Below are 23,276 nucleotides of genomic sequence, written 5' to 3' on the forward strand. Positions count from 1 at the left end.
AAATGTAATAAAAAAGTGGAAAGTTTGCGTTTGAATCAACGAAAAGTAGAGTTTTTTGTTATCTTTGTTCGCTGCTCTAATAAATTAAAAATAGTACATGGGTTTAGTTACCGCGAAAGAAGTTGCAAAGGCAATAAATGTTGATAAGTACGGGGTTTTCGGTACTTTTTCTGGCTGGATTCTTATGAAGGTTCTTAAGATCTCTACCCTTAATAAAATTTACGATCACAATAAACACTTAGAGGATGTTGCGTTTTTGAACGGTATTTTGGATGAGATGGAGATTAAATTCGAAATTCCTGAAGAAGATTTGAAACGTTTACCTAAAGACGGTGCCTATATTACCATCTCAAATCATCCGCTTGGAGGGATTGATGGTATTTTGCTTTTGAAATTAATGTTGGAAAGAGAACCAAATTTCAAAATCATCGCCAACTTTTTATTACACCGAATTGTTCCGCTTAAAAAATATATCATGCCGGTTAATCCTTTTGAAAATCATAAGGATGCCAAATCGAGCGTGGTGGGAATTAAAGAAACTTTGCGTCATTTAAGCGATGGAAAACCGTTAGGGATTTTTCCTGCCGGGGAAGTTTCCACTTATAAAGATGGAAAATTAGTAGTTGACAAACCTTGGGAAGAAGGCGCTTTGAAGTTAATCAGAAAAGCAAAAGTTCCGGTTGTACCCATTTATTTTCATGCTAAAAACAGCAAATTATTCTACTGGCTTTCTAAAATCGACGATACTTTGCGTACTGCAAAATTGCCGTCTGAATTGTTAACTCAAAAAGATCGTGTCATTAAAGTTCGTATTGGTAAACCGATCTCGGTAAACGAACAAAATGAACTTCAATCATTTGAAGAGTATTCAGAATTCTTAAGAAAGAAAACCTATATGCTTGCGAATCCTTTTGAAAAGGACAGTAAATTAATTGATACTGCAAGTTTAAAGATACCAAAAGCACCTAAAAAGATCGTTACACCGGCTAGCGGATCAAAAATGATTGCTGAAGTTGATGCTTTAAGAAATAGTGATTGTCGCTTACTACAAAGTAAAAACTACGAAGTATTTTTTGCAAGAGCGAAATCTATCCCAAATATTTTACATGAAATTGGCCGTTTGCGTGAGATCACCTTCCGCGAAGTGGGAGAAGGAACTAACGAATCGATCGACTTAGATAAATTTGACCAATATTATCACCATATGTTTTTATGGGATGATGAAACCAAACAAATCGCTGGTGCCTACCGTATGGGATTGGGATCTGAAATTTACCCGAAATACGGAATTGAAGGTTTTTATCTGAATGACCTTTTTAGATTTGAACCAGAATTGCATGATATGATGCACAAATCGATCGAAATGGGTCGTGCATTTATCGTAAAAGAATACCAGCAAAAACCAATGCCTTTATTCTTATTGTGGAAAGGGATTATTCATACTACATTGCGTCATCCTGAACACAAATACTTGTTAGGTGGTGTAAGTATCAGTAATCAATTTTCTGATTTCTCTAAATCATTGATGATTGAGTTTATGAAATCGAATTATTACGATCCTTATATTGCGCAGTATATTCACCCAAAGAAAGCGTATAAAGTAAAATTGAAAGATGCTGATAAAGACTTTATTTTTGATGAAGCCGAATCAGACTTAAATAAATTTGATAAAATCATTGACGAATTAGAACCAGGAAATTTACGTTTACCTGTTTTAATTAAGAAATATATTAAGCAAAATGCACGTGTTGTAGCTTTCAACGTCGATCCTTTATTCAACAATGCAATTGACGGTTTAATGTACATCAGGATTGCTGATATTCCGGAGAGTACCATGAAACCCGTTATTGAAGAATTTCAAATAGAATTAGAGCGCAAATTATCTGAGAAAGAAGATTAAACTGCAAACTATATAAAAAGAAAAACCCGTTAGTAAAAATTACTAACGGGTTTTTTTATACTTTTTTATTTACAACTAATAAGGCTGTTCATTGCCAATTTCGCTAATTTCATCAAAGTCATCTTTTGGATCAACTCCCCATGGATTTGTTCCTGACTCCCCTTCTGTACATAACAGAACTAAAAGCCAAATGATTCCTGCTAGTGGTATAAATACAATAAAGAAAAACCAGCCACTTTTACCAACATCATGTAAACGTCTCACTAAGACAGCCAATCCAGGTATAAAAACTAATAAAGAATATACACCACGACATATTCCTAATTCACCTCTTCCAATAGTAAGACCTAGAAAAACATCAACTATCATTAAAAGAATCGAAATTATTATTGTCGCTAACGTATAAAACCAATATTCGCTTCTTCTGGCTCTGCCGCTAAAATTAGCATAGTTTTCAAAAACTACCTTTTTGTACCATTCAATCATAATTTTTTATTGTAAGCTATTTTTAATTAAAAGTATTTAAATATTAAAACCAGGGCTTTCTTCCAACCTGATAAGTCTCATAGAACTCTTCATCCGTTTTTGTCAGGTAAATTATGCCTTCTATAAGACCAATAAGTCCGCCAATTCCGCAAAGAAGCCCTAAAATCAGCTGAATAACACCTTCTTTAGTATATCCTAAATAAAATTTATGAACCCCTAAAACGCCAAGTAAGATTGCGAAAATTCCAGCTACAACCTTTTTGTTTTCTTGTTTGGGAGCTCCAAACTCTGCTTGTGTATTTTCCATATTCTTTAATTTTTAGATTTGAAATCAATTATTATTAAAAAGAAAATCGCATTCACTGTTGAAAATGAGATTATTACTATTTTTTAGAACCAGCCTTTTTTACCAACTTGGTATGTCTGGTAAAACTCTTCGTCGGTTTTTGTCAGGTAAATAATTCCTTCTATCAAACCAATTAATCCGCTAATTGCTCCACAAGAAACGATACCAATAACTAATTGAATAATTCCTTCCTGTGTATATCCCAATATAAATTTATGAATCCCTAATCCTCCTAGTAAAATAGCAAGAATACCTGCTACAACTTTTTTATTCTCTTGCCTTGGAGTTGATGGAGTATTCCAAGCTTCTGGTTTTGTATTTTCCATTATTATCTATTTTGATTATTATAATTTTGCTTAATTATTGTAATTCAACATTTCCAATTTCATTTATTTCTTCCACTTCACTTTTTGGATCTGCTCCATAATAGTTTTCGCCAGAATCTCCCTCAGTGAATAATAAAACTAGTATCCAGATAGGACCAACTAGTGGAATCATAGAAACAAGAATAGTCCAGCCACTTTTACCAATATCATGCATTCTTCGTACTGAAACCGATAAAGAAGGAATAAGAGTAAGCAGCGAATAAAGAACAAGTAATCCGCAAGCTAAACCGACAGCCAAAGGGCCATTAGAAGTAGTAGCATATACTACTACACCCAAAATTATAAACAATAAAAAAATAACTGTTGTGGCTAAACGAAAATACCAGTATTCACTTCTTCTGGCTCTTCCAGTGAAGTCAGCATAGTTCTCAAAAACTGCCTTTTTATACCATTCAATCATAATTAATAAAAAAATTAGTTAGTTAAATCCTACTCTATTTAGGATTTTCGGCTGCTCCTGTCTAAAAATTTTGTTAAAAATTTTCCGAACAATATTAGAAAAAAATAATCTTAAAAACTAATTCCGAATGTTACTTTTAAAGAAAAGACTTGTTATAAAAAACTAAATTGATTTTAGAGAAAAAACACAACTCTTTAAGTCTTAGCTATATTGCATTATTAAGCATAAACTGCCTTGATTTTGTCTACAATAACCTGCGCCAATCTTTCATGACTTTCAAAAGTCCAGCCTGCAATATGCGGCGTTAACAAAACATTTTTGGCTTGTAGTAAATATTGAAAAGCTTCCGGGGTATTTTTATCCTGAAAAAGTGTTTCAAAAGATAACTTCTCATACTCCAAAACATCAAGACCTGCCCCCAGAATCTTTTTAGACTTCATAGCTTCAACTAAATCTGCCGTAACGATATTTTTACCACGCGAAGTATTAATAATCCAAAATGGCTTCGCAAATGCGTTTATAAAGTCCCCATTTACCATTTTGTCTGTTTCTGGCGTCCATGGAAGATGTAAACTCAAAACATCCGTTCTTTTTTGCAATTCGACTAATGAAACTTGTTTGGCATTTTCATCGCCAACATTTTCTAAAATATCATGAAATAAAACATCAACATCAAAGCCACGAAGTTTTTTAGCGAAAGCTTTTCCCATGTTTCCATAACCGATAATCCCAACTGTTTTTCCATCCAGTTCATGACCGCGATTACTTTCACGATTCCAGTGCCCCGCTCTTATCTCGGCGTTAGCCTGATTCAAATTATTAAAAAGGGATAAAATTACACCAAGAGAATGTTCTGCAACAGCGTTGCGATTACCTTCTGGAGCCGCAATTAAGTGTATTGCTTTTGTCTCGGCATAATCACAATCGATACTTTCTAAGCCTGCGCCAACTCTGGCAATAAACTGTAAATTGGTAGCCTTATCCAAAAAAGTTTTATCGATTTTAAAACGGCTTCTGATTACGATTCCGTTATAATCGTGAATTTTAGCTTCAATTTCTTCCTTCGAAGATTTAAAATCGGCGTGGTTTTCAAATCCGGCATCTTCAAGTTGTTGCCAAAGGATTGGATTATTGCTGTCGATATGTAGAATTTTTATGCTCATAAAATTGATTTAATAAGCACAAAAATACAGCTTATTATTTATTCCTAAATACTGGAAAGTTTCAAGTTTCAGGTTTCAAGTTTTCTGATAATTTTTTATTGCCTATATTTTTTTTTAACTTTGAAAATAACTCCGCTGAGAATTCTACATGATTCAGCTTCAATCAGCAAAAATTCTCTCACATGAAATTGACAAAGACTTTTAAATCATTTTTTGAAAACGAAAAATCAGGCGGTCTTTTACTGCTTTTTGTGACATTGCTATCTCTTTATCTGGCGAATTCTTCTTTTCAGACCAATTATATCGCTTTTTGGGAGACAGATTTAGGCGGGCATTCTATCACGCATTGGATCAATGACGGATTGATGACGATTTTCTTTTTGTTAATTGGTTTGGAATTAGAACGCGAAATTTATCACGGAGAATTATCGAGTATAAAAAATGCTTCTTTGCCTTTAATGGCAGCCTTAGGAGGAATGTTAGTTCCTGCAGGAATATTTTTAGCCTTGAATTTTGGAACTGCAACCCAAAACGGAGCTGGAATTCCGATGGCAACAGACATTGCTTTTGCGATTGGAATTTTGTCATTGTTGGGAAATAAAGTTCCGCCTTCCTTAAAAGTATTTTTAACTGCACTTGCGGTTATTGATGATTTGGGCGCTATAATTGTTATTGCTATTTTTTACACCACTTCAATTTCATTTCTAAATCTTGGAATTGCACTAGCCATTTGGGGTTTCTTATTTATTTTAAACAGAAAAAAAGTCAACAATATTATTCCGTATTTAATTGGCGGTGTTTTTATGTGGTATTTTATGCTGAATTCTGGTGTTCATGCGACCATTACAGGTGTTATTCTTGCATTTGTGATTCCATTTGGAGATGGTGGAGAAAAATCAGTTTCCTATAAATTACAACACTTTTTACACAAACCCGTTGCTTTCTTTATTTTGCCATTGTTTGCAGTTGCCAATACTTGTATTGCAATAGATTCTGATTGGCATCAGGGTCTTGATCACCCCAATACTTTCGGAATTATTTTAGGCTTAACTGTTGGAAAGCCTTTAGGAATTCTACTTTTTTCTTTTTTGGGAGTAACCGCCGGCCTTTGTGCTCTTCCAAAGAGATTAAAATGGACACATATTTTAGGTGCCGGAATGTTAGGCGGAATTGGTTTTACAATGTCGATTTTCATTACCATTTTGGCTTTCAAAGATCCGGAAACCATTGTTTTTTCTAAAATTGCTATTTTGATTGCTTCTGTACTTTCCGGAATTTTTGGGTTTGTTTATTTGAAATATGTATTGAAAAAAATCTAAAAAAGAAAATCCAAATTCCAACATCACATGATAACTAACTTTAAAACTTATTATTATGATCGCAAGAATCTGGCACGGAAAAACAAGAGTAGAGGACTATGAAGTTTACACCGAGTTTCTACAGAAAACTGCTATTCCCGATTATTCAAAAACAGTTGGTTTTATAAAATTATCTTTTTTAAGAAACATCAAAAACAACGAAGGTCATTTTACTTTGATTACGTATTGGGAGAATCTCGAAGTCATTAAAAACTTTGCCGGTCAAGATTTTGAAAAAGCAAAATACTATCCGGAAGATGATGCTTTTCTTTTGGAATTTGAAGAGACCGTGGAGCATTTTGAGGTTTTTAGCTGATTAAAATTCCAATATAAGAAATTCCAAATTCCAAAATGAATAAAATCAAACAGATACTTATAATTTCAATGACATTAATTATTCTGCTTGTTGGAGTAATTTTATATCAAATAAAAATATATGTTCCTGAGAGTCCTGGATGTGCAATTCCAGTTCCTTGGTGTGGGACACCAAATTTTACTGAAAAGGAAACAAAAGGAAAAGAAATTTTTAATTCTAACTGTGCAGCTTGTCATAAAAAAAATGCGAGATCAACTGGACCGGCACTTGCTGAAACTGATTCTTTGGTATTTATAAAATGGCTAGCTAAAAATAAGCACAAAATTGATAGTACAAAAGTTGAAGAATGGGGAATCGATTATCATAGATTGGCATTCTCTAGAACATTGAATAAAAAAGAAATAGCCAATTTAATAGAATATTGTAAGAGCAAGTAAAACCTGGAAAAACCTACTATTCGCAATATTGTCATTCCCAAGGAACACTACTCATCTTTAAAAAACAAAAATTCCAAATCCCAAGCCTAAGCATTGGAATTTGGAATTTTCTATATTGGAATTTCTTTAAAAATCTAACCTTTGATTTGTTTCAAAGAAGTCTTAATCCCTTTTATCAAAGAAGAACTAAACCCATTATGTTCCATTTCATTCAAACCGACAATTGTACAACCCTGAGGCGTCGTTACACGGTCAATTAATTGTTCCGGATGTACTTTTTCCTCTAATAACATTTTTGCTGCTCCTTTTACTGTTTGTGCTGCAATTGCTAAAGCTGTCTGTGAATCAAAACCAATTTCGATTCCGGCCTGCATCGAGGCGCGTATATATCTTAAGGCATAGGCCGTTCCGCATGCTCCAAGAACTGTTGCTGCATCCATTAATTTTTCATCGATAACCGGAGCAGTTCCCAAATCTTGGAACAAATCTACAATTGGCATCGCTTCTTCACGATCTGTTTCAGGAAAAGAAATACAAGTTGCCGATTCTCCAAACTGCGCTGCAATATTCGGCATGATACGCACAACAGGATATTCGTTGTTTGTTTTTGACTGAAGCATATCCAAAGACAAACCGCTCACTGCAGAAGCAATCGTTTTCCCTTTTATTATCGGTAAGATTTCAGCAAAAACAGTATCAACCTGATACGGTTTAATAGTTAAAATCACTACATCAGCTTCCTGAATGTTGTGTTTATTATCGTTAGAAACCGTGATTCCGTATTCAGATAAATATTGAATACTGGCTGTGTTTCTTCTCGTTACGGTAACCTGATTGTTTTTTGAGAATTTGGCAATTCCCAAGGCAATAGAAACCCCAAGATTCCCTCCTCCAATTATATGTACTTTCATTGCTTATGTATTGGCTGGTTAATAGCATAATTTAGTTTCGCAAATTACATAGATTTTAAGGATCTTAAATCACTGTTATCTATTAATTTGTGGCAAAAATCTAAAACCCAAGAATCAATTTGGCTACTCCAAAGTAGAGCATAATTCCAAAAACGTCATTGGTTGTCGTGATAAACGGACCTGTAGCAATAGCGGGATCAATCTTATTTTTATGAAGGAAAAGCGGCACCAGAGTTCCCAAAGTCGCAGCGAACAAAATCACTACAATCATCGAAATCGAAATCGCAAAACCCACCAGATATTGTTGGTACATAATCGAATGATATCCTAATAATAGCAATGAAATAATAGTTCCTGAAATCATAGAAACGGTAATTTCTTTACTGAAATATCCTCGGCTAAATTCTTTTAAAGTTCCGTTCGCCAACCCTTGTACGACAATTGCCGAGGCCTGAACCCCAATATTTCCTGCTGTTGCCGAAAGCAATGGTACAAAAATGATTAGAGTAGAATGGATTTTGAATATATCTTCATTTCCTTTCAAAACAAAAGAAGCCACAATTTCGATCACCATTCCAATCAAAAGCCATGGTAAACGCGCTTTGGTTAACTCCAAAACACTATCGTTTGATTCAACGTCTTGTGTAATACCCGCCGCTAACTGGTAATCTTTATCGGCTTCGTCCTTGATTACATCTAATATATCATCAATGGTAATTCTTCCCACCAGGCGACCCAGTTCATCCACAACCGGAATAGCTTCTAAGTCGTATTTTTGCATGATCCGAGCTACCTCAACATCTTCGGTATCAACGTTTACAAAATTTAGTTTTCTGATATAGATATCACCAATCTGAGTTTTGGTAGAAGTCGTCAATAAATCTTTTAATGATAATCTTCCTTTTAATCGGTTTTCATCATCAACCACATAGATTGAATGCACTCTTGACACGTTTTCCGCCTGAATACGCATTTCTTTAACGCATGTTAGTACATTCCAGTTTTCATTGACTTTTACCAACTCTTTTCCCATCAAACCACCCGCCGAATTTTCATCGTAGCGTAATAATTCGACAATATCTTTCGCGTGTTCAACATCATTTAATTCCGAGATTACCTCTGCTTTAATTTCCTGCGAAAGTTCCCCGATAATATCTGCCGCGTCATTGGTTTCAAGCTCATCAAGCTCTTCGGCAATTTCTTTAGGTGAAAGTCGGCTTAAGATGTTTTCACGCAAATCATCTTCTAGTTCAAGAAGAATTTCTGCTGTTTTATCGCTATCTAAAACCCTGAAAATATAGGTTGCTTCGTCGAAATCCAGTTCATCTAGTATTTCGGCAATATCGGCGTGGTGCAAATCGTTTAATAAAACTTCAAGTTCCTTGTCGTTTTTATTAACAATGTGCTCTTCTAATTGGTGGATTAAATCTTTGCTAACTTTGAACTCCATCGGCTTCTATTTTTTGAGTCAGTTCAATAAATTCTTCTACACTAAGTTGCTCGGGACGTTTATCAAAGATAGTGTCTAATCGCAAATCATCAGTTAAATTTAATGTTTTCAAACTGTTACGTAATGTTTTTCGTCTTTGCTGAAAAGCAGTTTTCACTACCGTAAAGAACAACTTTTCACCACATGGAAGACTATAATCTTCCTTTCGGGTCATTTTCATCACACCCGATTTCACCTTGGGCGGAGGAATAAAAACATTTTCGTCAACAGTAAACAAGTACTCAGTAATATAGAAAGCCTGTGCTAATACGGATAAGATTCCGTAAGCTTTAGAGCCTTTTTTCTCGCAAATACGTTCGGCAACTTCCTTTTGAAACATTCCCGAAAACTCAGGAATCTGGTCTCTAAACTCTAAAGTCCTGAAAACGATCTGAGTCGAAATATTATAAGGGAAGTTCCCGATTATAGCGAATTGTTTGTCTTTGTAAACCTCATTAATATTGTATTTCAGAAAATCCTGAGAGATAATCTGATCTTTTAATTTCGGATAATTTTCACCCAAATACGTCACAGATTCGGTGTCAATTTCGATTACGTGCGTATTAATTGGTTTGTCAAGCAAATACTTAGTCAACACACCCATCCCCGGTCCTATTTCTAAAACCTCATCGTATCCCTTTAAGCTTAAGGTATCTGCGATTGCCTTTGCGATACTTTCATCTTTTAAGAAGTGTTGTCCTAAATGTTTTTTGGCTTTTACTTTTTCCATTTTCTTTTTTAGATTGCTAGATTATTAGACTTCTTAGATTGTTAGATTTTAAGTAAGTCTAAAAATCTAAGAAGTCTAATAATCTAAAAATCTTTTTTTAATGTTCCGAAATAACTTCTAATTCGGTTCTGAAAGAAAGCATTTTATCTGCGAATAACTCTAAAGCTTCTCTATCAAATTTCGGTTGTTCTTCCAAATAATACTTTTCTAAAGTTTCTTTGCTATCGGTAACATATTGAACAGAATACGTAATTCCGCCCATTTCTTCTTCAATTAAAACTCTCACAATTCTTGCAGACGAAAATTTTTCTGTTGCCAGAATTTCCGGTATGTGTTTTTCCTGCATCCACTTTAACCATTGGTCATGAACGCTTTCGTGTATATTGGTTGTAACGTTGTAAATAATCATTTTTCTTGATTTTAGATTTTAGATTTTAGATTTTAGATTCCAATAAAAATCTAAAATCTAAAGTCTGAAATCTGAATTATAAATTCTTGTCTCCTCTCAACTCGCGGTATTTTTTTCTCGCATCAACAAAGTAAATACTATCCTGATGGTTAAAAATTACCTTTTCATACAAAGGTTTTGCCTTTTCTGTATCTTTTAATTCGTCGTTGTAAATTTCTGCCGAAAAAAACAAAGCTTCATCAACATAAATTCCGTCGCTATGATGGTCAATGATCTGCTGGTATTGGCTTAAAGCCGAATTATAATCCTTCAGACTTTCATAAATTTTACCTAAACGCAACATTGTTACAGCTTCGATTTCCTGTCCTTTATAGGTTTTCAGAATGTTTTGAAACTGTGCAATCGCTTCTGGTTTTTTATTTTGATAAAGTAGAAAATCACCTTTTGCAAATTGCTTTAATGCCGTTTGTGTCGAATCGGCAACGGTGTTGTCATTTATCAATAAAAAATATTCCAGTGCATCATTTGCTATCAACTGTGTGTTGGCCGATTTTAATTCTTTAAATTGTTTTAAAGCCCATTCAAAATCAGTTTTAAAATAACTTGTTTTGGCTGCTTTCAAACTTGCTTCGTGCGCTACAACATCATTCTTTAAATCCAATTGAATCTGCGAATAATAAATCAACGCCTGATTGAACTTTTCCTGCAAAAGCAAAATATCCCCCAACTCCATCTTAGCATCCGCTTCCTGATAATCATTCAAATTAAGCTCTAAAGCTCGTTTAACAATTGCGATACCCTCTTCTGGCTTTTTTAAATTAAATGCCTTAAAATGCGCCTGAATTAATTGCAAAGATAAGGTAAAAGGAGTTATTTCATAGGTTGTAAGCAATTGTTGTAACTCAGCGTCAATTATTGGATAGTCTTTTTCCTGTGCTTTATCAATTTTAATTTCCATTAAATAGTAATTGGTCTGCACCAATAAATCTAAATCTTTGGTATTAAGAAGGATAAAGTTCAAAATCTCAGAAGCTGTTTCCGTGTCATCTTCATTTAATGCAAACTGACTCAAATTGACAATACTCGAAAGTGATTCGGGTTCGCGCTTGTAAATCGCTTTTTCCTGGATAAACGCTTTTCCAAATTCCTTTTGCTGTACATAAAACCAACTTAAATAGTGATTCCAGAATACATCCTGATCTTTTTGTGTTTTCAGGATTAAGGCTTTTCGCATCGCATCTTTAAAAGCCGTATTATCTGTCTCACCATTCATGAAACGGGATAGTTGCGTCTGAATTAAATTAGCATTCTGTGGATTATTATAGGATTCTGTTAACAAAAGATCAATCATTTGATCAGTCTTACCCAACTGTCCGTACAACATTCCGATTTGGAAATTAAAATTGTAATTCGGCTGCACCTGCATTGCCGTTTGATAGGCTTTCAAAGCATATTCTAACAATACTTTTTTCTCGAAAGAATTTCCGATTCCGTAAACATCATTAGCATTCGTTTTGATTTTCTCTATAGCCTGATCGTAATAATTTTTGGCTTTTGCATCATTTTTCTGAAGTTGGAAATTATATCCCAATTCTACTAAAAAAACACCCTGTTTGTATTTATTATAACGATCCTGAATCATTTTTTCAGCCAAAGCAAATTGCTGCAATTGCTGATAACAATCTACCGTTCTTAAAAAGTATTGGGTATTGGATGGTGCACTGTTTAAAAGCTCCTCATAACTGATTTTTGCTTTTTCGAAATCACCTTTATCGTAGTAATATTGCGCCAGTTGCTCATTTTGAGAAAAAAGGAGTGTCGACCAGAACAAAACGATATAGATAAAGATGTTTTTCATATTTCAGTTCTTTTAGTCAGTCTTAGTCTCAGTTTTCAGTATCAGTTTTCAGCGTAATATCTACTGTAAACTGAGACTGTGACTGCGAACTATTATTTAATTTCAACATTCGATTTCCAGACAATCAAAGTTAAGCCAATTAAAATAAAAGGAATACTTAAAATTTGTCCCATATTAATCAACATATTGTTCTCAAAACTTTCCTGGTTTTCCTTAAAAAATTCGATTAAAAAACGGGCCAAAAACAACAATGTCAGGAAAGTCCCAAATAATAATCCTTTGGCTTGTTTTATTTTTTCTGATTTATACATCCAAAATAAAAGGGCAAATATCAGCAAATACGAAAATGCTTCATACAATTGTGTCGGATGCCTCGGGATCATATCATCTCGTTGAAAAACAACTCCCCAATTGCCATTTGTCGGTTTTCCGTAGATTTCAGAATTCATAAAATTCCCAAATCTGATAAAAGCTCCTGTAACCGGAACTCCAATTGCCATTCTGTCCAGCAGTCCTAAAAAATTGACTTTGTATTTTTTGCAATATAAAACGATAGCAATTAAAACACCGATTGTACCACCATGACTGGCTAAACCCTGAAAACCAACAAACTTATAAACTCCGGCAATTTTCTGAATAGGCAAAAGTATTTCTATGGGATGTTTAAAAAAATAATCAGGTTCATAAAAAAAGCAATGTCCCAATCGGGCTCCTAAAATTGTACCCACAATTACATAAACCAGCAGGCTATCAAGGTTGTCTAATGACAGCTGCTCTTTTTTATAAATATTGCGAACAATATAATATCCAAGCAAGAGTCCAGAGGCAAAAAGAGCTCCGTAATATTTTAAAGGAAAACTATCCGTTATCATAACTATTACAGGATCCACATTCCAGTACAAAATTCCATTCGCCATAATTCCAGTTTTCAGTCGCAGTTTTCAGTCGCAGTCTCAGTTTTCAGCTTTGTGCTGAGGCTGTAAACTGAGACTGTAAACTGTAAACTAAATTAGTTTATAATATCAAATCCACAGTAAGGACGTAAAACTTCTGGAATTACGATTCCTTCCGGTGTTTGGTAATTTTCTAAAATTCCAGCCAACACTCTTGGCAAAGCCAATGAACTTCCGTTAAGCGTATGTGCCAATTGGTTTTTTCCATCTTTGTCTTTGAAACGTAATTTCAAACGATTGGCCTGGAAAGTCTCAAAATTAGAAACTGAACTAATTTCTAACCAACGATCCTGCGCTGTAGAAAACACTTCAAAATCATACGTCAAAGCCGATGTGAAACCCATATCGCCACCACACAAACGTAAAACGCGGTATGGTAATTTCAATTCTTTTAAGATATCTTTTACGTGTTCCACCATTCCGTCCAATGCTGCATAAGAATTATCCGGATGTTCGATACGTACAATTTCTACTTTATCAAATTGGTGCAAACGATTCAATCCGCGAACATGCGCTCCGTAAGAACCTGCTTCACGACGGAAACATGGTGTGTAAGCGGTGTTTAAAACTGGCAATTCGCTTTCGTTTAAAATAACATCGCGGTATAAATTCGTAACCGGAACCTCAGCCGTTGGAATCAAATATAAATCATCAACTGTTGAATGATACATTTGCCCTTCTTTGTCAGGCAATTGTCCTGTTCCGTAACCTGAAGCTTCGTTTACCAAATGCGGTACCTGAACTTCATTATATCCTGCAGCTGTATTTTTATCTAAGAAATAATTGATTAAGGCACGTTGCAAACGAGCACCTTTTCCTTTGTAAACCGGAAAACCTGCACCTGTAATTTTCACACCCAATTCAAAATCGATGATATCGTATTTTTTTACCAATTCCCAGTGAGGTTGTGCACCTTCATGCAAAACCGGAATATCACCTTCCTCGAAAACATTCAAATTGTCATCCGGAGTTTTTCCTTCAGGAACAATATCAGCCGGAAGGTTTGGTAATGTGTATAATTTATTCGTCAATTCGGTTGCCAAAGCTTCTGCTTTTTCGCCCAATTCTTTACTTTTTTCTTTTAAGGAAACAGTTTTTTCTTTTAAGATTGCGGCTTTAGATTTCTCTCCTGCTTTCATCAATTCCCCTATATCTTTGGATAATTTATTAGATTCAGCTAAAGTATTGTCTAACTCTACTTGTGTAGCACGACGATTTTCGTCTAATTGCACCACTTCTTCAACAACGCTTTTAGCATCGATATTTCGTTTTGCTAAAGCCTTGATTACTTTCTCCTGATTCTCTCTAATAAATGCGATTTGTAACATAGCTTTGTGTTTATAACTAGTATTTTTATATAAAGGAAGCAAATTTAAGGAAATGTTTGCTAAGAATACGACAAAGTTTAGCCTAAAAAGTTATTCCACAGAGATACACAAAAATTACGCAGAGAGGCACGAAGGTTTTTTTGATTTTCTTACGTTATGCAAAATTTTTCACAAAATTCAGAATCTCATGTTCTGGTTTCAGGATTTGTTTTTAATTTTAAAAGTGATTTCTATTCCAGAGAAAATATTTCCGGCCTAATTAAATACAAATTTTAATGATAAAGCTTCTAAACATCAGAACATTCAAAGCGTTTCAAAGTCGGAATTATGCATTGTTTTTTGGAGGACAACTGGTTTCAAGAATCGGAATGTGGATGCAGCGGACCGCAGTTGTCTGGATTGTCTACAGCATGACCCATTCGACATTTATGCTGGGAGTAACTGTTTTTGCAGAACAATTTCCGTCTTTTTTGTTTTCCGTTTTTGGAGGAGTTGTTGCAGACCGGTACAATCGCTATAAAGTTTTGATGATCACTCAAATTGTTTCTGCCGTACAAGCCATTTTATTAACTGTTTTAGTCTTTACCGGGCATCATCAAATTTGGCAAATATTATCATTAAGTGTTTTATTGGGCATTGTAAACGCCTTTGATATTCCGGCGCGCCAGCCTTTGGTTCATGATATCATCAATAAAAAAGAAGATCTCCCAAATGCCATTGCTTTGAACTCTACATTGAACAATTTGGCTCGGTTAATCGGACCTTCTTTATCCGGAATTATATTGACTCAATTTGGTGCTGCAAATTGTTTTTTACTTAATGCAATCAGTTTTGTAGCCGTAATTATTTCATTGATGCTAATGAAACTCCCGCCTTATCATCCCAATCCGGTAAAAAAGAAAGTAATGACCGACTTGAAAGAAGGGTTTTTATACATGAAAAACACGCCGAAAATTAGCGTGATCCTTTTGATATTATCCCTTTTAAGTTTGTTGGTAGTTCCTTACAACACCCTTTTACCCGTTTATGCCAAAGTAATTTTCCACGGAGATGCGGCAACTTTTGGTTACATCAACAGTTTTATTGGTTTGGGTGCAGTTACGGCTGCGATATATCTGGCTTCTTTAAAATCGGGAACTAGTCTCAAGAAAATACTATTTACAAATACGCTAATTCTTGGAGTGAGCTTAATTATTTTTTCGCACCTTAATGTTTTTCCAATCGCAATGGCTATAGCGGTTGTCTGCGGATTTGGAACTATGTCACTGATTCCGATTTGTAACACTATTTTGCAATTAGAAGCTGAGGAAGCCATGAGAGGAAGAGTTATAAGCTTTTTTGCAATGGCCGCATTCGGAATGATTCCGCTTGGGAGTTTGCTTATTGGATTCGTTTCCAAATATATTGGCGCACCCAATAGTATTTTACTACAGGGAATTATGGCGCTAATTATTGCATTTTCATTTTATGCGCTTCATAAGAAAAAGACAAAAAACAAAAAGAAATTATTGACTATCAATACTGAAGAAACAGACAACATTAATAATACTATTTAAAAATGAATCAAAATACAGCATTACTCGTAATGGACATTCAGCTTGGAATATTAGGAACTTTCCCAAATACTGAAGATGTCATCAAAAATATAACGAAAGCTATTGCAATTGCCCGGGACAAAAACATTCAAATTATTTTTGCGACACTTGGTTTTAAGAACGGAGCTGCAGAAATAAGTCCGAACAACAAAGTTTTTTCAGCAACGAGAGAACACATTGCCAATATTAATTTGGAAGAATTCTCTAAAGTTCATCCGGCATTAGCACAGCAAGAAAATGACATTCATGTTACTAAACGTCGCGTAAGTGCTTTTACAGGAAGTGAATTAGAAGTTATCTTAAGGTCAAAAGGAATTCAGCATTTAATACTAACGGGAGTTGCGACAAGCGGCATAGTGCTTTCGACAACAACCGAGGCCAGTGATAAAGACTTTAAAATAACCGTACTCTCAGACGGATGTGCCGATCGTGATGAAGAAGTACATCGCGTTTTGACAACAAAAATTTTGCTGCGTCATGCAAATGTTCTTACCATAGACGAGTGGAAAAACGCCTAATGGAAGAAAATTATAGTAGAAAATTATCCAAAAAAAAACGGAAACAGCCCCCAAGCTGTTTCCGTTAGCTATATCTCCAAAATGAGATTTAGCAAATAAGATAATTTATCTTGTATAAACTCTGATAACACCAGCTGCATCTTTCACTTTTAATTCTTTAAGTGTAAGATTCACGATATCCTGAGTTACAGTAACACCATTTATAACTGTAGTTATATTATTGTGTGATCTTGAATAAATTCCTGATTGAACTGTTAATGCACAAGCAGTTACTGCTGAATCATAATCTCCAACATTAATTGTGTTATCCAATTTAAGTTCGATATAGTCTTTTCTGCAATTATTTGCATTTTCGACTGGATCAATTAATGTTTCTGTACCATTTATAACAGTTCCAGTTTTGCTAAGATCCCATTTTCCTTCTAATGGAACTAATGTTTCCCCTTCATTATCATCATTGCTGCAAGATGTTGTAAATAAGCCAACGCTTAGGATTAAGGCGAGTAAAAAGCTTTTCGTTTTCATGTTTGATTTCTTTAAAATTAATAGTGCTAAATTAATTTTAAAGTTTTCCCGATGTGTTACACAAATTTCCCGACGATTTACATAATTTCTAGAAATTCGTAAGTTATTTCATAAAAATTATACGAAGATTTACATAGAGGTCCACAAAGTATTACAAACTATTTGTGAACCTCTATGCATTTTCTTTGTGTATCTCTGTGAAACAAAATCATTTACGCTCCACCAATAATTCCTTAAGTTCGTTTGTTTTCAAAAAGGTTGCCAGACGGCCGGAAAGCAATAAAACCTCTCTTTCTTCCGGGGCAATTCGAAGTTTGGTTTGCACATGAGAGGCAAATTCATATAAAATCAGAATTTCAGACGGTGTCAATTCACTGAATTTCTCTCTGGTTAAAGTAGCCAGAATAACTTCTCCATCTTTATCTTTTGTAAAGCTGAGTTCTCCAAACTGATCAATTAATTCTTTTTTGAAATTGCCATAAAATCGCAACCAGGTTGAATAATCATCGTCTGAATTTTTTAATTCGGTTACCAAATCTTCATACTTCTGATCTTTGTCCATCTTTAACAAATGATCCCGAAGCGTTGTAAAACCAATAACCTGATAATTAGAAACCGGAATTTTATAACGATCCATTAAATTTTCGACATCTCTGTCAAAAGTAATATAGCGCGTTTGAACTGTATATAAAGATGCCGTTTCGAAAAGTGAAATCAGTTTAATTTTTTCATCACTGATATAAGGTTCTTTTTTTCCCTGCCCCAGACAATCAATAAAAAGGGCGCGTTTGTTTTTATTATCTACTTTAGAATCATTGTTAAGCAATTCGACCAAAGTTTTATATCCCATATTATCCGAAGCCCCACCATCGATAATACATAATATTTTCTGCTGATTTTTTACACCGAATTTCACTTTGGGCAAAACACCCGGAAAAGCAGAACTGGCAGTAATGGCATACGTAACCGGAAAATCGAAACCGTCATTTACCTCATTATGATTTAAAGGAATTGTGGCTTTATTGGGTGCCAAAGACGAATTCAGATTCAAACCCCGAATAATGTGAGGCATAAACGGAATGCGTTCTCCGTTGTTATAAGCTGTTCCGTTGGCAACCATCATAGGTAAACTGGGGGTATTTTTACTTTCCTTCGGAACAAAAAAATCAGACATCAACATTTGGGTGGCAAACTTGTTCGGATTATCAGGATTGATGTTGTCGTATTGCAGAATTTCCGAATCGAGTCGTTGCGTCATCGAAATTTTATCTCCTTTTTCGTTTCGGCTGTTGTTTAAAAGTGACAAAATCGTAGCCGATTTATCTACATAATCTTTAAATGCATCGGCTTTGGAGAAATAAAACTCATTAAAGGTACAATTATCGTGATTGAGTTTATTTTTTAAAATTGTCAAATAATAACCAGCCGAATAGCAACCTCCCGAAACGGTTGAGAAATAATCGATTTCATTTAAGAAGTTACGTTGCTGGTTGTTTTCCTGAATTTCTTCTAAACCCAAAAGAACACCCATACTGAAAAACTGCGCTCTCGAACCACCGCCCGAAATGGCAATTCCTAAAGCAATATTGGGATTTTGAAATCTGATATTACGTTCCTGAACCGATTTGTACTCATTTAAAGAAACCGCTGGAATAGAACTATAATTGATCTCCGAAAAAAGATTAATTTTATTTTGAGAAAAGCCTATTTCAACAAGAAGAAAAAGCAATATCTGCACGCATTTATATCTCATTTTGAATCTATTTTAAATAACTAAAATCATTACGAGCGAAATTTCAGGACTCGGCAGAAAATAACCTATCAAAAACTGAACCCATTAAATGCAACCTTTACATTTAATGGGTTCAGAATATTTTAATTTACAGTAACACTTTTTACAGGAGAGGACGTACAAGTACCTTTTCCCTCCTCAACAGTTATATCCGCTTTTACCGAATAAGTTCCGGCAGCACTATAAGTATGAGAAACAGATACACCATCTACAGATGGACTTCCGTCTCCAAATGTCCATTTTACAGATTTTAATGTTTTACTTCCGGTGTATTCAACTGAAAAATTGATTTTTTTAGGATCGGTAGCATCTGCTGTATGTTTTACTTTTTCATAGATCGATTCAGCAACACAGTCAATTCCTTTTTCTATATCATCTTTCCCGCAAGAAAGATTTAAAGTTAATAATGCAACGAAAAACAAAATTGTCGCCGTTTTTTTCATGATTTTAGTTTTTAGGTATTTTTTAAAATGTTATTCATACAAATATAAACAATACTATCCTTACAATTATAAATTATTATCATCAAAAAGCCATTTCTACTCAATATTAAACAATCTTAATATATAAGAGAGCTCATAAACGATAAAAAGTATCGCTAACACAGTATGAAAAATTTTATTATGAATTTTTATTGCCACTAAACAAAGCGCAACATGTGACGCGATCCTTACATAATATTCTGTTTGATTGTACAAAAAGTAGTTTCCGCCTTTTATAGCTGTATCAATCATGTCGGCAATAAAACTCATGGCCAGAATCGCAAAGAACCAGTTTTTACGAGAATAAAAGTAATCTTCATAACCCGTATAATCCACAAGATCGTCAGGATACAAAATCGCGCAGAGCAGATAATAAATCAGAATATAACAGATGATAAAAAAGTAATCTACAAAATACCATTCCGTTATCAGCTTCAGATTAAACTCCCACCACCAAAAATGAATAATCAGCAAAAAAACATAAAACACCCAAAGCGAGTGTACAAAATAGATTTTCTTTCGCCCCGGATGCTGAATAAAAATAACCGATCCCTTAATAAGGTGTGTTAAACTCAACCCCAAAATAATCCCGATAATCGACTTGATGTGCGTTAGTTCTTCCATAAATATGAGCAAAATTTATACAGAACTAAAATTAAGCATTTTACCACAGAGATACACAAAGAATTTTCACAGAGTTACACAAAGGGAATTAAATTTGTGACTTTGCCAGATTAAATAAGAACTTTGTGATTCTCTGTGAAACCTTTGCGTTACTCTGTGGTAAAACTTTTTGCGGTTAAATTAATTAAGCACGTTTAATCTCACCTAAAAGTACCAAAAAAACAACTAATTGAGAGTAGAATTATTTCGCAGAGATTCACAAAAACAGCACAGAGATACACAAAGTTATTTTAAAAAACCTTTGTGTATCTCTGTGTAAAATCTTAGTGTATCTCGGTGGTAAAACCTTTTTTTTAACTAAAAACCTTAAGCGCGCTTAATCTCATGCCCCACATATTCCTCCAAAGTAGCAAACATATCATCTACCGAAAGCACTTCAAAGTCAGGGTGGTTTTTCAGGAAATTAGCGTTTAAGGTTACTAAATTTTCTTCTAATTCATAAAAAGTATCATTGTTCAAAGAATCGCGAACCGGATTCACGCCTTCAAATTTCCCGCTCACAAATTTATTCAGCTTAACGCTGCTCATCAATTTGACTCTCTTGCTTTGCTGTTGAAACAATTCCAGGTGTTTTTCGGCGCCAATCAAGGCCAGGCCTTCTTCGATTAATTCGTTTAATTCTTTATTCCAAGCCGATTTATAAACAAACTGGGCAAAATTTCCCTCGGCATATTGGGACCAATAATAATCAAGATAATAACTCATTAAAGCGTCAGCGTGAATAAATTCGTCGTCGACACCTTCTTCGCGCATTAAATTGATAACTGAAATATTAGAATGAATCAAATCATGAAGATTTTCACTATTCATTGCCGTTTCAGAAACTATTATTCTACCGAATTCCTCCATTTAATTTTTGTTTTGAGATTGATTTGCAAATTTCAGTTAAATAAAAACAGAAAAGAAATACAATCTGAATTTATATGCCTTCAGCTCCGTCTGTACGCTGCTTTTCGTTCATTTTTGCCACCAAAGCTTTCAAACGCAAGGCGCGTTCTCTCTTTTCTTCCTGAATTTTGGCTTTCTTCCTGTTGAGCAATTTGGTATGTAAAGCCTTGTTTTTCGTATTTTTCTCAGGTCCTTTTGCCATGATTTCTATGGTTTAGTACTTTGTTGTGCAAATATAAGAAAATGAATGACAATAACATTTTGGGCGTTCCCTCCGGTCGGGCTGTCCGCTATATCTTTTGCGATTGAAGTTTCGTCTTAAGAGAGAATTCAAGGTATCGCAAAAGGATGCCGCTTCCATCCCTAACGCTCACAGTTTCATAAGAAAATTTAGTTTTGTGAGATTATTTTGAAATAAAAAAGAGTATTTTAGCAACTCTTCAGAATTTAACTTTTATCATAAGAAAAGTAACAAACAAATTATATTTTAAAAAATGAATATTGTTTTTATTATTGGAAATGGTTTTGATATTAATCTTGGTATGAAAACTCGGTATAGCGATTTTTATGAATATTACCAAACTATTCCATCTGATGGAATTCTTCTAAATAATCTAAAAAATACAATATCTAATAAATTAAAAGATTGGTCGGATTTAGAATTATCACTTGGAGAATATACAGAGCACTTAAATTCCACGGAAGAAATAGATGAAGTTATCTTTGATATTGGAGAAAAGCTTTCAAATTATTTATCTGAAGAAGAAAAGAAAATTGACTTTAGTAAAGTAGACAAACAAAAGCTTCACGAATATCTTTCCTTCCCAGAAAAAGTACTATTAAAAGCAGATAGTGATGAAATTGTTGAGTATAAAAACAAATGGAAACATCATGATTGGTCAATAAATATTATTACTCTAAATTACACACAAGTACTAGAATCTTTACTAGACAATAAAATTATTAATAATAAAATAGGAACGCATAACAACGCATCAATTTTTTTGAGAGGAATTCAACACTTACATGGTTATCTAAATGATCGGATGATTATGGGGGTAAACGATAAATCGCAAATAAAAAATTCTGTTTTTCATGAAAATCAAGATGTTTTGGAAACACTGATAAAAAGTAATTGCAACAAAGCACAAAAACATAATGTCGACAATCTTTGTACCAATCAAATAAAACAAGCAAATCTTATTTGTCTTTTTGGTTCATCGATTGGAGAAACTGACAATATTTGGTGGGAATTAATCGGAAATAAATTAAAAGACGATTCGAGATTGATAATTTTTACAAGGTGTGAGGATATAAATCCCAGAACTCCACATCTTAAAGCTCGTAAAGAACGTGCTTTAAAAAGACTCTTTTTAACAAGAACTAAATTATCGTTATCTGAAGAAGAAAAAAAGATAATTGAAGACAGAATCTATATTGGAGTAAATTGCTCCATGTTTAAAGATATTCTAAAAGAATAATCTTAAACATTATTTGCAAAACAATTAAGTAATGACCAAACTCCCAAAAAACCTAACTCTATTCTACATCGCAGGAATTCTCTCCATTATAGCAGGAATAATTTACGCCATTATCCTAATAAACGGCAACTCCGCAGAAGACGGCTTAATGGGAATTTACATTTTGTTTTGCCTGATTCCTGTTTTGTTAGTTATATTGATCGATCGGTTTTTAGTCCGGAAGTTTGGGAATCAAAAAGTGAATAAAGTACAATTCTCTTTTCTGGGATTTATTATACTTTTATGGCTTATAAGAGCGGTTGTAAATTTGTAATAATTTTAAATGATGAGAAAAGGAGTTTTATTAGTTACAATCGTATTTATTTTCTTCGGATGTAAAAAAGAAGAAGTGAACGAATTTCCGTTTGATAGTTTCATTTTGTCTGGTTCTGGACTGCGTCAAGACAATTCAATTAAGTTTACAAAAAGTGATACAGTTTATTTTCAAAAAAGATTTCCTGAACCCAAAGAAAACTTTTATGCAGTACTAAATAAACATCAAAAAACCAGGCTTGAGAAATTTTTTAAGAGTTTAAATTTTAATCAGTTTTCTACTTATTATCAACAAGAAAACATTGCTGATGGAGGAAGCTTACAGTTTGAAATTTTAAACAATAATAAAAAAAAATTAATATTCATTTATGGTGGTACAGCACCCGATAAACTCTATGATTGCGATCATTTTTTAAGAGAATTTCAAAAAGAGCTTACATTTATTAAAACTATAAAGCCTATTTATTTTGGTGATCAAGCACCTATTTTTGATCGCCCACCATTGCCTCCTTCTTTAAAAAATAAATAA

At 34.0% G+C, this 23,276-nt stretch carries 27 protein-coding genes; 9 read left to right on the plus strand and 18 right to left on the minus strand.

Annotation, left to right across the window (positions count from 1 at the left end; genetic code table 11):
* Positions 1-97: 97 nt before the first annotated feature.
* Positions 98-1,900 carry a GNAT family N-acyltransferase gene (locus B0A65_RS02080; RefSeq protein WP_074660263.1) on the plus strand — a complete coding sequence of 601 codons (1,803 nt, stop codon included), beginning with the start codon at positions 98-100 and terminating at the stop codon, positions 1,898-1,900.
* Positions 1,901-1,975: 75 nt separating this feature from the next.
* Here B0A65_RS02080 and B0A65_RS02085 read toward each other — a convergent pair whose 3' ends face one another.
* The 5 genes from B0A65_RS02085 to B0A65_RS02105 all read right to left on the minus strand — a co-directional run bounded on the left by B0A65_RS02085 (position 1,976) and on the right by B0A65_RS02105 (position 4,681).
* Positions 1,976-2,386, minus strand: a complete 411-nt coding sequence (locus B0A65_RS02085; protein WP_074660262.1) for a DUF805 domain-containing protein — start codon at positions 2,384-2,386, stop codon at positions 1,976-1,978.
* Between the two features lie 43 nt (positions 2,387-2,429).
* A complete protein-coding gene (locus B0A65_RS02090; protein WP_074660261.1) occupies positions 2,430-2,693 on the minus strand; it encodes a TM2 domain-containing protein in 264 nt (87 codons plus the stop codon).
* Positions 2,694-2,776: 83 nt separating this feature from the next.
* Positions 2,777-3,058 (minus strand): TM2 domain-containing protein, encoded by a 282-nt coding sequence (locus B0A65_RS02095; protein ID WP_074660260.1) that lies wholly within the window; start codon positions 3,056-3,058, stop codon positions 2,777-2,779.
* A 34-nt stretch (positions 3,059-3,092) separates the two neighbouring features.
* A complete protein-coding gene (locus tag B0A65_RS02100) occupies positions 3,093-3,518 on the minus strand; it encodes a DUF805 domain-containing protein (protein WP_074660259.1) in 426 nt (141 codons plus the stop codon).
* A 218-nt stretch (positions 3,519-3,736) separates the two neighbouring features.
* Positions 3,737-4,681, minus strand: coding sequence for a 2-hydroxyacid dehydrogenase (locus tag B0A65_RS02105; protein WP_074660258.1), 945 nt, complete (start codon positions 4,679-4,681; stop codon positions 3,737-3,739).
* A 182-nt stretch (positions 4,682-4,863) separates the two neighbouring features.
* On the opposite strand from B0A65_RS02105, the gene nhaA reads away from it, so the two are divergent.
* From nhaA to B0A65_RS02120, 3 genes are read left to right on the plus strand one after another with little or no spacing between them, the layout of a single operon-like run.
* Entirely contained in the window at positions 4,864-6,000 is a 1,137-nt protein-coding gene (gene nhaA, locus B0A65_RS02110) for a Na+/H+ antiporter NhaA (protein ID WP_074660257.1), read from the plus strand.
* 55 nt (positions 6,001-6,055) lie between these two features.
* A complete protein-coding gene (locus tag B0A65_RS02115; protein WP_207556400.1) occupies positions 6,056-6,355 on the plus strand; it encodes an antibiotic biosynthesis monooxygenase in 300 nt (99 codons plus the stop codon).
* Positions 6,356-6,390: 35 nt separating this feature from the next.
* Complete coding sequence (locus B0A65_RS02120) at positions 6,391-6,792, plus strand: cytochrome c (protein WP_074660255.1); 402 nt, start codon at positions 6,391-6,393, stop codon at positions 6,790-6,792.
* Positions 6,793-6,926: 134 nt separating this feature from the next.
* Here B0A65_RS02120 and proC read toward each other — a convergent pair whose 3' ends face one another.
* The 7 genes from proC to serS form a co-directional block, all read right to left on the minus strand.
* Complete coding sequence (proC, locus tag B0A65_RS02125; RefSeq protein WP_074660254.1) at positions 6,927-7,703, minus strand: pyrroline-5-carboxylate reductase; 777 nt, start codon at positions 7,701-7,703, stop codon at positions 6,927-6,929.
* A 100-nt stretch (positions 7,704-7,803) separates the two neighbouring features.
* Complete coding sequence (mgtE, locus tag B0A65_RS02130) at positions 7,804-9,153, minus strand: magnesium transporter (protein ID WP_074660253.1); 1,350 nt, start codon at positions 9,151-9,153, stop codon at positions 7,804-7,806.
* Positions 9,137-9,922 carry a 16S rRNA (adenine(1518)-N(6)/adenine(1519)-N(6))-dimethyltransferase RsmA gene (rsmA, locus tag B0A65_RS02135; protein ID WP_026984171.1) on the minus strand — a complete coding sequence of 262 codons (786 nt, stop codon included), beginning with the start codon at positions 9,920-9,922 and terminating at the stop codon, positions 9,137-9,139. Before rsmA ends, mgtE begins: the two co-directional genes overlap by 17 nt.
* Before the next feature lie 97 nt (positions 9,923-10,019).
* Positions 10,020-10,331 carry a DUF4286 family protein gene (locus B0A65_RS02140; protein ID WP_074660252.1) on the minus strand — a complete coding sequence of 104 codons (312 nt, stop codon included), beginning with the start codon at positions 10,329-10,331 and terminating at the stop codon, positions 10,020-10,022.
* A 76-nt stretch (positions 10,332-10,407) separates the two neighbouring features.
* Positions 10,408-12,189: a tetratricopeptide repeat protein gene (locus tag B0A65_RS02145; protein ID WP_074660251.1), complete on the minus strand. Its 1,782-nt coding sequence runs from the start codon at positions 12,187-12,189 to the stop codon at positions 10,408-10,410.
* A 92-nt stretch (positions 12,190-12,281) separates the two neighbouring features.
* Positions 12,282-13,106 (minus strand): prolipoprotein diacylglyceryl transferase, encoded by an 825-nt coding sequence (gene lgt / locus B0A65_RS02150; protein WP_074660250.1) that lies wholly within the window; start codon positions 13,104-13,106, stop codon positions 12,282-12,284.
* A 92-nt stretch (positions 13,107-13,198) separates the two neighbouring features.
* A complete protein-coding gene (serS, locus tag B0A65_RS02155) occupies positions 13,199-14,470 on the minus strand; it encodes a serine--tRNA ligase (protein WP_074660249.1) in 1,272 nt (423 codons plus the stop codon).
* Between the two features lie 275 nt (positions 14,471-14,745).
* On the opposite strand from serS, the gene B0A65_RS02160 reads away from it, so the two are divergent.
* Both B0A65_RS02160 and B0A65_RS02165 read left to right on the plus strand, forming a co-directional pair.
* Complete coding sequence (locus B0A65_RS02160; RefSeq protein WP_074660248.1) at positions 14,746-16,026, plus strand: MFS transporter; 1,281 nt, start codon at positions 14,746-14,748, stop codon at positions 16,024-16,026.
* Between the two features lie 2 nt (positions 16,027-16,028).
* Positions 16,029-16,583 carry an isochorismatase family cysteine hydrolase gene (locus B0A65_RS02165; RefSeq protein ID WP_074660247.1) on the plus strand — a complete coding sequence of 185 codons (555 nt, stop codon included), beginning with the start codon at positions 16,029-16,031 and terminating at the stop codon, positions 16,581-16,583.
* 105 nt (positions 16,584-16,688) lie between these two features.
* Here the strand turns inward: B0A65_RS02165 and B0A65_RS02170 are convergent, their stop codons facing one another.
* From B0A65_RS02170 to B0A65_RS23215, 6 genes are all read right to left on the minus strand, one after another.
* Positions 16,689-17,108: a lipocalin family protein gene (locus B0A65_RS02170; RefSeq protein ID WP_074660246.1), complete on the minus strand. Its 420-nt coding sequence runs from the start codon at positions 17,106-17,108 to the stop codon at positions 16,689-16,691.
* A gap of 208 nt (positions 17,109-17,316) precedes the next feature.
* Positions 17,317-18,861 carry a patatin-like phospholipase family protein gene (locus tag B0A65_RS02175; RefSeq protein ID WP_074660245.1) on the minus strand — a complete coding sequence of 515 codons (1,545 nt, stop codon included), beginning with the start codon at positions 18,859-18,861 and terminating at the stop codon, positions 17,317-17,319.
* 122 nt (positions 18,862-18,983) lie between these two features.
* A complete protein-coding gene (locus B0A65_RS02180) occupies positions 18,984-19,343 on the minus strand; it encodes a PKD domain-containing protein (protein ID WP_074660244.1) in 360 nt (119 codons plus the stop codon).
* Positions 19,344-19,439: 96 nt separating this feature from the next.
* Positions 19,440-20,006, minus strand: a complete 567-nt coding sequence (locus B0A65_RS02185; RefSeq protein ID WP_074660243.1) for a hypothetical protein — start codon at positions 20,004-20,006, stop codon at positions 19,440-19,442.
* Between the two features lie 366 nt (positions 20,007-20,372).
* Positions 20,373-20,915 carry a DMP19 family protein gene (locus B0A65_RS02190; RefSeq protein WP_074660242.1) on the minus strand — a complete coding sequence of 181 codons (543 nt, stop codon included), beginning with the start codon at positions 20,913-20,915 and terminating at the stop codon, positions 20,373-20,375.
* A 70-nt stretch (positions 20,916-20,985) separates the two neighbouring features.
* Complete coding sequence (locus B0A65_RS23215) at positions 20,986-21,156, minus strand: hypothetical protein (RefSeq protein ID WP_207556401.1); 171 nt, start codon at positions 21,154-21,156, stop codon at positions 20,986-20,988.
* 292 nt (positions 21,157-21,448) lie between these two features.
* Between B0A65_RS23215 and B0A65_RS02195 the strand changes: the two genes are divergently transcribed.
* From B0A65_RS02195 to B0A65_RS02205, 3 genes are read left to right on the plus strand one after another with little or no spacing between them, the layout of a single operon-like run.
* Positions 21,449-22,435 carry an AbiH family protein gene (locus B0A65_RS02195; protein WP_074660241.1) on the plus strand — a complete coding sequence of 329 codons (987 nt, stop codon included), beginning with the start codon at positions 21,449-21,451 and terminating at the stop codon, positions 22,433-22,435.
* Between the two features lie 31 nt (positions 22,436-22,466).
* A complete protein-coding gene (locus tag B0A65_RS23220) occupies positions 22,467-22,748 on the plus strand; it encodes a hypothetical protein (protein ID WP_074660240.1) in 282 nt (93 codons plus the stop codon).
* Between the two features lie 12 nt (positions 22,749-22,760).
* On the plus strand, positions 22,761-23,276 hold the full coding sequence (locus tag B0A65_RS02205; protein ID WP_074660239.1) for a hypothetical protein: 516 nt from the start codon (positions 22,761-22,763) through the stop codon (positions 23,274-23,276).

Origin of the sequence: Flavobacterium frigidimaris, from assembly GCF_002217275.1 — a bacterium.
Lineage (GTDB): Bacteria > Bacteroidota > Bacteroidia > Flavobacteriales > Flavobacteriaceae > Flavobacterium > Flavobacterium aquidurense.